The following is a 10437-nucleotide window of genomic DNA, read 5'->3' on the forward strand; positions in this document are numbered from 1 at the left end:
GGGATGCCTTTAACGCCGTTGCCTAAGCCACCGAAGGCGGCGGCGCGATGTCCTGGCTGTTCGGCTTCAACACCGGGCGCGGCCACCGCCGCGCCCGGATTTTTGACCCCACCGGCCCCAGGTCGAATGAACTGGGGCCGGTGCGGATCGCGGCTATTCTTTCGTTTCGATGAGCCACCACACGGCACGCGGCAAGGCGCGGCCCGTGATGGGGTGAATGTCCGTGAGGTCGGCGTGGGCCGTCCAGCCCGAGGGCGGACGGTAGCTGCGCACGTCGCCATCGCCGTCCCAGCGGCGGGCGCGCACTGTTCCAGGTGCATAGATCGCCGCCATGCGCGGGCGGGGTGTGGTGGTGCGGATCATGGGTGGTTCTCCTTGAAAGCGAAGCGCCCCGGTCGAAGCCGGGGCGCTTGCCTTCGGTGCAGATCAAGCGGCCAACGCCTCGGCGGCTTCTTCAGCGCCGTCCTGCTCCGCATCCTGCGGGCCTTCCTCGGGCGCGTCCTCCTGCGCTTCCGCCTTGAAGATGGCAGGCATCCAGCCTGTACCATCGGCCAGCCGCTCGGCTGCGTTGGTAATGTCGGCCTTCTTGAGTTTCGCCAGCCGGGCGACGTGCTCCGGTGCGTACTCGCCCACGGCTTGGAGAATCGCAGCCTTCGGCACATGCCGGAAATACCCCTCGGCGGTCGGCTTCCACCACGCGGCCATATCCAGCCGCACGGCCTGCGCCAGTTCCGCGCCGGGTTGGTGCTGCGTCGCACGCGGCGTCACCACGTCCACCGTGACAGCCACGCATACCGCCAGCAGCCGCACCAGTTCGTCTTGCGATTTCGCCAGCAGCGCGGCGAGCAGTTCGGCGCTGTCCTCCGGCAGGGCTTTACCGGTCACCTGTTGCAATTCGCGCAGCGCCACGGCGGCAGGCGATTCCGGCCAGTCCGGGGCCATGCCTTCCAGCCGGTCTTGCACGGTCAGGCGCACGCCCAGCGGCAGGTCGTGCCCGTAGGGGCGTTCCTGCAAGACGGCTTGCACCATGCCATGCACCAGCGCGGCCAGCGCCACTTGCGGATGCCGTGCGACTTCGATTTGCAGCGCGGCGGTGCGGTGCGCGCTCAAGCGCTGGGCCAGCCGGTCGGAGATAGCGGCCTTGGGGGCTTCATCGTTCTCGCGTTCGTCGTCGTTCTCGGCCCCGCCTTCCACGCTGCCGAAACCCTGCCGCAGCTTTTCCAGCGTGCGCAGTGCCTTCGCTTCGGCCTCGCGCAGCAGCCCGCGATGAATCACGACCTCGCCGTTGCGGTCGATGGTGACGATGGCGCCGGCTGCGGCCTTCACGTTCGGGCTGTAATCTTGCAAGCCATCTTCCAGCGCCTGCAACTGCTCGCCCAGGGCTTCGCCTTCCTCTTGCAACGCGTCGGCCTTGTCCTCGTCCTCGGCGTCCAGCACGGCATCCATGGCTTCGGCCAGTTCGTGCAGCTTGGCTTGCAGCTTCTCGATGCGCTGCGCTTCGCGCTTGCCCGGCACACGCCGTTCCCTCGGGGCACGCTGGAAGGCTTGCAGGTCGGCATAGGTGGCGGCGGGTGCTGCATCCACCCAGGCCCATCCTTCGGCTTTCACCTCGGCGGCGATGCCCACCAGCTTGTCTTGCGCCAGCCGTTCCAGCAGCGCGGCATCGGTTAGGTACACGCCCGCATCGCCCTCCGCGAACAGGTCGCGGCGCACGCCACCGCCTGCGGCCTCGTAGGCGTCCAGCCCGACGAATCGCACCAGCGGATGCCGGTAAGCATCAATCTCGCGCTCGGTGAGGCGTTCGCGCAATGCGGACGGACTGCGTTGCCACTGCAGCGCATCGTAGAACGCGCTTTCCTGCGCGGCGTGGTCATCGGTGATGGAAAGCGCCATCAACTGATCGAGCGCCACGGTATCGGCCCGGTAGTCGGCCATCAGCCGGGGCGAAACATTCGCCAGCTTCAAGCGCCGCTGCACCACCAGCGGCGTAACGCTGAAATCCGCTGCAATGTCTTCAATCGGTCGGCCTTCGGCCACCAGTGCGGCGAAGGCTTCAAACTGGTCTGCCGGGTGCATGGCTTCGCGCTGCACGTTCTCGGTGAGGCTGGCGGTGCGGGCCGTGCCATCGACCACGCGCAAGCAAGGCACCTCCCAATCCTTGGCGATGCGGTGTTTCTTTGCCAGCAGCTTGAGGGCGACCAGCCTGCGGCCACCGGCGACCACCTCGTAATGCAGGCCATCTGCGGCGGGAATCACGATCAGGTTTTGCAGCAGGCCCACGCGCTGGATGGAAGCGGCCAGTTCGGGGATGGACATGCGCTGGGCCTTGCGCACGTTGCGGCCCGTGGGGCGCAGCACCAACCGCGACAGCGGAACCAGAATCATGTTCTTGCTCGGGTCGGCGGCTTCCAGCGGGACAGCGGCGGCGGTATTGACGGCGCGGGCTTCGGTTTGGGTAACGGCGTTCATGGTGTATCTCCAATCAAATGAAACAGACAGGGAATGGAGGGGAAACCGTCCCTCCGGCGGGAACATGTCGAGAAGGGGTCAGACCTTGAGCTGGCGCATGCCATCGGCCAGCAGCCACAGGGCGCGGTTCAGGCGAATGTCGGAATCAATGCCCTGCACGGGGCGGGTTTGCTGCCTGCGGCCATTGGCGGCGCGGCCATGCAATCCACCCTTGGTCAGGTTCTCTTGCGCGCGGTTGAACACGCTCCACAAGTCCGGGCGGCGATCCTCGAAGCGGCGCGGCATCAGGATTTGCGATTCCGTGATGGGGGCTGGCTTGTCGGGGTCGTCGTACTTCAACGCCAGCGCCGCGCGGGCGAACACTTCGGCTTCGCCATCGTCCAAGGTGATGCCGCGCATCAGGTCGCGGGATTCCTTGACCCGCTCGAAGCCGCTCAATACCTGATAAGCGCCCTCGATGACGTGCCCGGCCACATTGCCTTTGAGGGGCACGCGCACATCTGCAAAGGTGTCGCCACACACCAGCCCATTGGTACAGATAAAGCGGAACTGACCAGCCAGCATCTGGTAACTGCTGGTGCCATCGTGCGAGTTCAGCAACACGATTTCGTTAGCTTCCGCGCCGTTGATCTGGCTGGCGTGCCTCAGGCGCAGCAGGTGTTTCGTGTGCTCGCGCCGCCCCTCGTTGCGCACACGGGTCTGGCACACCATGAAGGGCTGGAATCCTTCTTTCCGAAGCTCGGTCAAAACCGTGGCCGTGGGGATATAGGCGTACCGCTCGGAACGGCTTTGGTGCGGGGCGTCCGCGAAGATGGACGGGGCCACCCTGCGAATCTGGTCATCGGACAGCGGGTGATCGCTGCGCAGCGCGGGGGAATGGTTTGCGAAACGGGATGCGAGTTGCATGATCTTTCTCCTGACAAAGTTGGCTGTTGAAGAAAACCGCACACCGGATTCCTAGATTCGAAGCCCAGCCTTTGTGGCTGTTCGGTGCGGTCGGCACGAAGAACCCGGTTGGCCTCGTTGCCACCGTCTTTCCTGAGTTCATCGCCCGCGACGAAAGGGAGCCCGTGGACGGGGGCCGTCAAGGAGACAAGCGCAGGGTTGGTGCGGCCCGCAGGCACAGCCGAGGACTCGGCCCTGCGCGCCTTGACGGCACACGGCCGCGGGCTACAGTCGCGAGCAAGGTGATGGAGTCAGGAAAGACGGCTGGACAGGCAACGGCCACTTCCAACGCCGACCGCACGGCAAGCGCAAGCGCGCAGGCCCGAAGCTGGAAGCCGGGCCGGAGGCGTCAGCCGAGCAGCGCGAGGGAACGATGGAAGCCCGAATGGGGCGAGACTCGCGCAGCGAGGCTCGATGCGCAGCACGAGAGCGCGACCGGCCATGTTTCTTGGCCGGGGACGCCCGGACTTCAAGGCTCGATGCACAAGCTCATTCGCCAAGCATCGGGAAGCAGTGTCAGTTGTGCCGGTGGCTACTGCGGTCTGGCCGATCCGGCTCAGCCGGTTCGGCGGTCTTTGAGGGGCGCCAAGCATCGCGCGGCGGGGATAGCCAGCAGGGCTTTCCCCTGGAGGCAAGCGTAGCGCGCAGCGCCCCGTCAGGGCGCAGGCTGGATTCCGCAACCGGCATCCACGGCGAAGTCGAGTTCAGGTAGTAGCGCCTGCCACGCGCATACAGCCCCGAAGGCTCGGTGGGCTGGTAGAACCCGGTGACGCGACGTCGGAACTGCGCGCCAAACTCGTTGGTGTAGATCGCCGCGTCGCCGACCTTGAAGCGCAGGGGCTGGCTGTTCTCCGGCGCGAACGGCTTGAGCGCATCGTGCTGCGCGGTGATTTCGATGATGTAGTCGTGATGGCTGCTCATGGCATTGATCTCCATTGATGGTTGAGAAGCGCAAGGAGCGCCTTGCGGCGCTCCCAGGGCCGGGTCAGACAACGATCCGCCCGGCCAGCCGCGCATCGCGCGCATAGGCGCTCAACCGCTTTTCGGCCCGGAAAGACAGGTCACGCTCGATCGGCAGGCCCAGTCGGCCGCGCAAGGCCGCAATCTCCGCCATGCTGACCCAGCCGATTTCCGGTGTCCCCAGGCCCAGGTCGCAAAGACCAAAGGCGTGGTCGTGGTCATCGGGATCAATTTCGGTCAGCAGCCAGGTCGCGCCTGCGTCCGGCGTGAACAGCTTGACCACGGGGGCCGGATCGAAGTCCGGGTTCTCCAAGGATTCGCGGCCGTTGGCCAGCAGCACGATGCGCTGCTCGTCAGTGATGAGTGCGTTGTTCATGGTGAACTCCTGAAGGGTTGCCGGGCGGAATTGCCCGACCCTTCCGGGGCACGGCGCAGCGCAAGCAGTCAGGGGTCAACGACGGCCGCCAGGACGCAAGCGCCATCGGCGCGCAGCCCTTGACGGCGAGCACGCCGTGGCACGATGAAGGGAACAGCAAGACCGCCTCCCTTGCACCTCCATATGCGTCGGTTTTAGGCGAGCAGAGCACCCAGGTCGGAGGCGCCAGGGGGCATAGCCGGATGGCCGTGATTCGACACGAAGCGCGGGACACAGCCCGCGAACCCGACGGCGGCACGCCGGGGCGCCACGAGGTTCTGTTTGCTGGTTTCTTGCGCAATGATTCAATAAATGTTGTATTATCGAACCATGAACGAAGATCAAGCTGTTTCCGCCCTCGGTGCCCTGGCCCACACCCAACGCCTGCGCGTGTTCCGCGCCCTGGTCGTCGCAGGCCCCGAGGGGCTGACGCCCAGCGTCTTGGCAGACCAGCTCGACGTGGCCCGCAACTCTCTGTCCTTCCATCTGAAGGAGCTGGCTCACGCTGGCCTCGTCACCATCGAACAGCAAGGGCGCAACCTGATCTATCGCGCCGACTTCGCGCAGATGAACAGTCTGCTTGGCTACATGACCGAGCACTGCTGCCAGGGCGGCGTATGCGAAGTCACTGAATCTCCCTCCACCTGTGCCTCCTGCTGAAAGGAACTCTCCATGAAGCGCTTCCACGTCCACCTGCACGTCGATGACTTGAACCGCAGCATCGGCTTCTATTCCCAACTATTCGCGGCGCAGCCTGCGCGCGTCGAAGGCGACTACGCGAAGTGGATGCTCGAAGACCCGCCGGTCAACTTCGCCATCTCCACGCGCGGCAACAAGCCGGGCATCGACCACCTGGGCATCCAGACTGACGACGCCGAGGAACTGGCCGCCTTGAAACTCCGCGCACAAGCCGCCGACATGGAGTTGCTCGACGAAGGCACGACCACCTGCTGCTACGCACGCAGCGAGAAGCATTGGGTCACCGATCCGCAGGGTATTGCCTGGGAGCACTTCCACACGTTAGGCAGCATCCCGGTCTTCCATGAGGCGGCCTCAGTCACGACACCGATCACCGCACCGGCTTGCTGCACAGCAAGCCCCCGTTCTTCCTGCTGTTGAGAAAGCACACCATGACCACAAAGGCCACATACAACGCACTGTTCATCTGCACGGGCAATTCCGCACGCTCCATCCTCGCCGAAGGCATCCTCAACGAACTGGGCCAAGGGCGCTTTCGGGCGTACTCGGCAGGTAGCCAGCCCAAGGGCGAAGTGCATCCGCTGGCGCTCGCCACGCTGGAGAGGCTGCACATGCCAACGACTGGCTACCGCAGCAAAAGCTGGGATGAGTTCGTAGCGCCGGGGGCGCCGGTGTTCGACTTCATTTTTACCGTCTGCGACAACGCCGCCGGCGAGGCGTGCCCGTTTTGGCCGGGCAAGCCGGTATCGGCTCACTGGGGCGTGCCCGATCCGGCAGCCGTCGAAGGCAGCGAAGAACAACGACTCAAAGCGTTCAAGGATGCCGCGCTGATCTTGCGCCGCCGCATCGAGCTGTTTCTCTCGCTGCCACTGCAACGCCTGGACGCCATGTCGCTGCAACGCGAGTTGCGAAACATCGGCCAAGAGTGAAGAGCGTCACTTCATCAACAACCAATTTGAAAGGACACCCCATGCCAAACATCCAGATTTTCGACCCGGCGCTATGTTGCAGCACCGGCGTATGTGGCGTTGAAGTGGATCAAAACTTGGTGAACTTCGCCGCCGATGTGGATTGGGCCAAGCAAAACGGTGCTCAGGTCGAACGCTTCAACCTGGCACAGCAACCCCTCGCTTTCGCCGAAAACCCGACAGTGAAAGGCTTTTTACAACGCTCGGGCCAAGAGGCGCTGCCCCTGGTTCTGGTTGATGGTGAGGTGGCCTTGGCCGGCCGCTACCCCAGCCGAAGCGAATTGACCCGCTTGGCAGGCATCGAGGCGCCCGAAGCCTCGCCAGCCCAAAACGCCTGCTGCTCTGGCGGCCGCTGCTGCTGAACAAGGAGATCCCATGCACTTCCTGACCCAGCCGCCTCGCTTCCTGTTTTTCACCGGCAAAGGGGGCGTCGGCAAAACCTCCATCGCCTGCGCAACGGCCGTGCAACTGGCGACCCAGGGCAAGCGTGTCCTGCTCGTCAGTACCGACCCGGCTTCCAACGTGGGGCAGGTTTTCGGCGAACGCATCGGAAACCACATCACGACGATTGCCGCCGTGCCGAATCTATGGGCACTGGAAATCGACCCGCAGGCAGCCGCGCAAGCGTACCGTGACCGCATAGTCGGCCCAGTGCGAGGCGTGTTGCCCGATGCGGTAGTGGATGGCATCGAAGAATCCCTGTCGGGTGCCTGCACCACGGAAATCGCCGCCTTCGATGAGTTCACGGCCCTGCTGACCGATGCGGCGCTGACGCAGGATTACGCGCACATCATTTTCGACACAGCCCCTACCGGCCACACCATCCGCCTGCTGCAACTGCCGGGCGCATGGAGTGGCTTTCTGGAAGCAGGCAAAGGCGATGCGTCGTGCTTGGGACCGCTGGCGGGCCTGGAAAAACAGCGCAGTCAGTACAAGGCTGCGGTAGAGGCGTTGGCCGATCCCTTACGCACTCGTCTAGTGCTGGTTGCCCGTGCGCAGCGCCCCACGCTGCGCGAGGCGGCCCGCACCCATGAAGAACTGGCCGCTATCGGCCTGTCGCAGCAACACCTGGTCATCAACGGCGTATTCCCTGCCGGTGAGGCCGAAACCGATACGCTTGCCGCTGCCATCTACGAAAAAGAGCAGGCTACGCTGGCCGCCATTCCGTCTGTCCTCCAGGCGTTGCCTCGGGATCAGATCGCGCTCAAGCCGTTCAACCTCGTGGGCCTTGATGCCCTGCGCCACCTGCTGGTTGATACCGACGCCACGCATGGCGCCGATGCCATCGAGCTGCCTACCCGGATCAATGCGCCAGACTTGTCCACCCTGGTCGATGAGATCGCCGTCGATGGACACGGGCTGGTCATGGTGATGGGCAAGGGCGGCGTGGGCAAGACCACGCTGGCCGCCGCCATCGCCGTGGAGCTGGCGGGCCGGGGGCTGCCCGTCCACCTGACCACCTCTGACCCGGCTGCGCATCTGGCCGATACCCTGGAAGGCTCGCTACCCAATCTGGTACTCAGCCGCATCGACCCCCAAGAAGCCACGGCGCGCTACCGCCAGCATGTGATGGACACCAAGGGCGCGCAACTCGATGCCGAAGGCCGCGCGCTGTTGGAAGAAGATCTGCGCTCACCCTGCACCGAGGAAATCGCGGTGTTCCAGGCGTTCTCCCGCGCCATCCGCGAAGGGGGCAGGAAGTTCGTGGTGATGGACACCGCGCCCACGGGCCACACTTTGCTGTTGCTCGACGCCACCGGCGCATACCACCGCGACATCGCCCGGCAGATGGGTGAGACGGGCGTTCACTTCACGACGCCGATGATGCAGTTGCAAGACCCGAAGCAGACCAAGGTGCTCATTGTCACCCTGGCCGAAACCACGCCCGTGCTGGAAGCGGCCAACCTGCAAGACGACCTGCGCCGCGCGGGCATCGAGCCGTGGGCCTGGATCGTTAACAACAGCGTGGCGGCCGCACATCCGCATTCCCCGCTGCTGCGCCAGCGCGCACGCAACGAGTTGCGGGAAATCGACGCCGTGGCCACACAACATGCCCGACGCCATGCTGTCGTGCCGCTTCTGACCGAAGAGCCGGTGGGAGTGGAGCGTCTGCGGGCTTTGGCAAACAGGAAAACCTCATGAATCACGACAGTCCCCAAAGCGGGCATTCGATGCTGAACACGCCATCGCGCCTGTCCTTCCTGGATCGCTATCTCACCGTCTGGATTTTCGCCGCGATGGCGCTGGGTGTTGCATTGGGCACGTTCTTCGACGGCTTGCCCGATGCGCTCAATGCGCTCTCGATCGGCACGACCAACGTCCCGATCGCCATCGGCCTGATCCTGATGATGTACCCGCCGCTGGCCAAGGTGCGCTACGAGACGCTACACGAGGTCTTCGCCGACCGGCGCGTGCTGCTGCTGTCACTGGTGCAGAACTGGATCATCGGGCCGGTGCTGATGTTCGTGCTGGCGGTGATTTTCCTACGCGACCAGCCGGAATACATGACCGGCCTGATCCTGATTGGACTGGCACGCTGCATCGCTATGGTGCTTGTGTGGAACCAGTTGGCGCGTGGTGATAACCAGTACGTCGCGGGCCTGGTCGCCTTCAATTCGATCTTCCAGATCCTGTTCTTCTCGACCTACGCCTGGTTCTTCCTGTCGGTGCTGCCGCCTGTGTTCGGCCTGCAAGGCAGCGTCATCGACGTGGGCTTTTGGACGATCACCGAGGCGGTACTGATTTACCTGGGCATCCCGTTCCTGGCCGGCTACCTGACCCGGCGCTCGCTGATTCGACGCAAGGGCCAGGACTGGTACGAGCGTGCATTCCTGCCGCGGATCAGCCCCATCACGCTGGCGGCGCTACTGTTCACCATCGTGGCCATGTTTAGCCTCAAAGGTGCCGACGTGGTGCGCCTGCCGATGGACGCGCTAAAGATTGCCGTGCCGCTGACACTCTACTTCGTGATCCAGTTCCTCATCAGTTTCTTCATGGGCCGGCTGATCCAGGCCGACTACCCACGCACCACCGCCATCGCCTTCACTGCCGCAGGCAACAACTTCGAGCTGGCCATCGCCGTGGCTATCGCGTCGTTCGGCCTGGCTTCGCCTGTCGCCTTCACCACGGTGATCGGGCCGCTGGTGGAAGTGCCGGTGCTCATCCTATTGGTGCATGTCGCCTTGCGGTTGGGCCGCCGGTGGCGGCTCAAGGGCGCCAGCATGTATTCCGCCAACCCCACGAATCCCTGAACCGAGGCAATGGCATGAGCCAGATCACCATCTATCACAACCCCGACTGCGGTACGTCGCGCAACGTGCTGGGCTTGATTCGCAACAGCGGCGAAGAGCCGACCATCATCGAATACTTGAAAACACCGCCCGACCGCGAGACGCTGAAAACGCTGATCGCCGCGATGGGCGTGCCAGTGCGTGCGGTGCTGCGCGAGAAAGGCACACCTTATGCGGAATTGGGCCTGGATGACTCCAAATGGAGCGACGAACATTTAATCGACTTCATGCTCCAGCACCCCATCCTCATCAACCGCCCCATCGTGGTCACGCCGCTGGGCACACTGCTGTGCAGACCTTCGGAAGCGGTGCTGGGCATCCTGCCCCAGCCGCAGCGCGGTGCATTCAGCAAGGAAGACGGCGAAGCCGTCGTGAATGCGGAAGGCCGCCGTGTCTGAATCCAGAATCGACCTGCCCAATATCGACACCGCGCTGTTCCATCAACCCGATGCCCAGCGGTTGATGCCGCCCGAGCGCGTCACGCACGCGCCGCGCTTCCTGCTGCTCTATGGCTCGCTGCGCGAACGCTCGTTCAGCCGCCTGGCTGCCGAAGAATCGGCGCGCATCCTACGCGCGCTCGGCGGTGAGACACGGATGTTCAACCCCTCGGGTCTGCCGTTGGTGGACGATGCGCCGCACGATCACCCAAAGGTCAGGGAACTGCACGAACTGGTGCAATGGGCCGAAAGCA

Annotated in this window: 12 protein-coding genes and 1 pseudogene; 8 read left to right on the forward strand and 5 right to left on the reverse strand. The window is 64.2% G+C overall.

Annotated features, from left to right (window positions below):
• Positions 1-153: 153 nt before the first annotated feature.
• The 5 genes and pseudogenes from RT051_RS01025 to RT051_RS01045 form a co-directional block, all read right to left on the reverse strand.
• Positions 154-363 (reverse strand): hypothetical protein, encoded by a 210-nt coding sequence (locus RT051_RS01025; protein ID WP_106683293.1) that lies wholly within the window; start codon positions 361-363, stop codon positions 154-156.
• Between the two features lie 63 nt (positions 364-426).
• The gene (locus tag RT051_RS01030; RefSeq protein WP_106683294.1) at positions 427-2469 is read right to left on the reverse strand and encodes a ParB/RepB/Spo0J family partition protein; all 2043 of its coding nucleotides are present in this window, start codon (positions 2467-2469) and stop codon (positions 427-429) included.
• A 78-nt stretch (positions 2470-2547) separates the two neighbouring features.
• A complete protein-coding gene (locus RT051_RS01035; RefSeq protein ID WP_313070087.1) occupies positions 2548-3375 on the reverse strand; it encodes a DUF932 domain-containing protein in 828 nt (275 codons plus the stop codon).
• 693 nt (positions 3376-4068) lie between these two features.
• Positions 4069-4335: pseudogene (locus tag RT051_RS01040) on the reverse strand (hypothetical protein); the annotation flags it as partial.
• Between the two features lie 64 nt (positions 4336-4399).
• Positions 4400-4750, reverse strand: a complete 351-nt coding sequence (locus RT051_RS01045) for a DUF2958 domain-containing protein (RefSeq protein WP_313070089.1) — start codon at positions 4748-4750, stop codon at positions 4400-4402.
• A 369-nt stretch (positions 4751-5119) separates the two neighbouring features.
• On the opposite strand from RT051_RS01045, the gene RT051_RS01050 reads away from it, so the two are divergent.
• The 8 genes from RT051_RS01050 to RT051_RS01085 form a co-directional block, all read left to right on the forward strand.
• A complete protein-coding gene (locus RT051_RS01050; protein ID WP_008643211.1) occupies positions 5120-5449 on the forward strand; it encodes an ArsR/SmtB family transcription factor in 330 nt (109 codons plus the stop codon).
• A gap of 12 nt (positions 5450-5461) precedes the next feature.
• Positions 5462-5908 carry an ArsI/CadI family heavy metal resistance metalloenzyme gene (locus RT051_RS01055; RefSeq protein ID WP_041106942.1) on the forward strand — a complete coding sequence of 149 codons (447 nt, stop codon included), beginning with the start codon at positions 5462-5464 and terminating at the stop codon, positions 5906-5908.
• A gap of 11 nt (positions 5909-5919) precedes the next feature.
• Positions 5920-6417, forward strand: coding sequence for an arsenate reductase ArsC (locus RT051_RS01060; protein ID WP_023094599.1), 498 nt, complete (start codon positions 5920-5922; stop codon positions 6415-6417).
• 41 nt (positions 6418-6458) lie between these two features.
• A complete protein-coding gene (gene arsD / locus RT051_RS01065; RefSeq protein WP_041106939.1) occupies positions 6459-6818 on the forward strand; it encodes an arsenite efflux transporter metallochaperone ArsD in 360 nt (119 codons plus the stop codon).
• Between the two features lie 13 nt (positions 6819-6831).
• Entirely contained in the window at positions 6832-8598 is a 1767-nt protein-coding gene (arsA, locus tag RT051_RS01070) for an arsenical pump-driving ATPase (protein WP_313070095.1), read from the forward strand.
• 29 nt (positions 8599-8627) lie between these two features.
• Positions 8628-9707: an ACR3 family arsenite efflux transporter gene (arsB, locus tag RT051_RS01075; RefSeq protein ID WP_021204056.1), complete on the forward strand. Its 1080-nt coding sequence runs from the start codon at positions 8628-8630 to the stop codon at positions 9705-9707.
• A gap of 14 nt (positions 9708-9721) precedes the next feature.
• Positions 9722-10144 (forward strand): arsenate reductase (glutaredoxin), encoded by a 423-nt coding sequence (arsC, locus tag RT051_RS01080; RefSeq protein WP_023083125.1) that lies wholly within the window; start codon positions 9722-9724, stop codon positions 10142-10144.
• Positions 10137-10437, forward strand: a 301-nt coding sequence (locus RT051_RS01085; RefSeq protein ID WP_313070099.1) for an NAD(P)H-dependent oxidoreductase, incomplete at its 3' end; no start/stop codon positions are given. The genes arsC and RT051_RS01085, both read left to right, overlap by 8 nt.

This window comes from Melaminivora sp. (assembly GCF_032059615.1).
In the GTDB taxonomy this organism is placed as follows: Bacteria; Pseudomonadota; Gammaproteobacteria; order Burkholderiales; family Burkholderiaceae_C; genus Melaminivora.

What these genes read in the sequence shown, in the direction of transcription:
- RT051_RS01025 (WP_106683293.1), bottom strand. Translation starts at nt 363, where the DNA reads ATGATCCGCACCACCACACCCCGCCCGCGCATGGCGGCGATCTATGCA.
- RT051_RS01030 (WP_106683294.1), bottom strand. Translation starts at nt 2,469, where the DNA reads ATGAACGCCGTTACCCAAACCGAAGCCCGCGCCGTCAATACCGCCGCC.
- RT051_RS01035 (WP_313070087.1), bottom strand. Translation starts at nt 3,375, where the DNA reads ATGCAACTCGCATCCCGTTTCGCAAACCATTCCCCCGCGCTGCGCAGC.
- RT051_RS01045 (WP_313070089.1), bottom strand. Translation starts at nt 4,750, where the DNA reads ATGAACAACGCACTCATCACTGACGAGCAGCGCATCGTGCTGCTGGCC.
- RT051_RS01050 (WP_008643211.1), top strand. Translation starts at nt 5,120, where the DNA reads ATGAACGAAGATCAAGCTGTTTCCGCCCTCGGTGCCCTGGCCCACACC.
- RT051_RS01055 (WP_041106942.1), top strand. Translation starts at nt 5,462, where the DNA reads ATGAAGCGCTTCCACGTCCACCTGCACGTCGATGACTTGAACCGCAGC.
- RT051_RS01060 (WP_023094599.1), top strand. Translation starts at nt 5,920, where the DNA reads ATGACCACAAAGGCCACATACAACGCACTGTTCATCTGCACGGGCAAT.
- arsD (WP_041106939.1), top strand. Translation starts at nt 6,459, where the DNA reads ATGCCAAACATCCAGATTTTCGACCCGGCGCTATGTTGCAGCACCGGC.
- arsA (WP_313070095.1), top strand. Translation starts at nt 6,832, where the DNA reads ATGCACTTCCTGACCCAGCCGCCTCGCTTCCTGTTTTTCACCGGCAAA.
- arsB (WP_021204056.1), top strand. Translation starts at nt 8,628, where the DNA reads ATGCTGAACACGCCATCGCGCCTGTCCTTCCTGGATCGCTATCTCACC.
- arsC (WP_023083125.1), top strand. Translation starts at nt 9,722, where the DNA reads ATGAGCCAGATCACCATCTATCACAACCCCGACTGCGGTACGTCGCGC.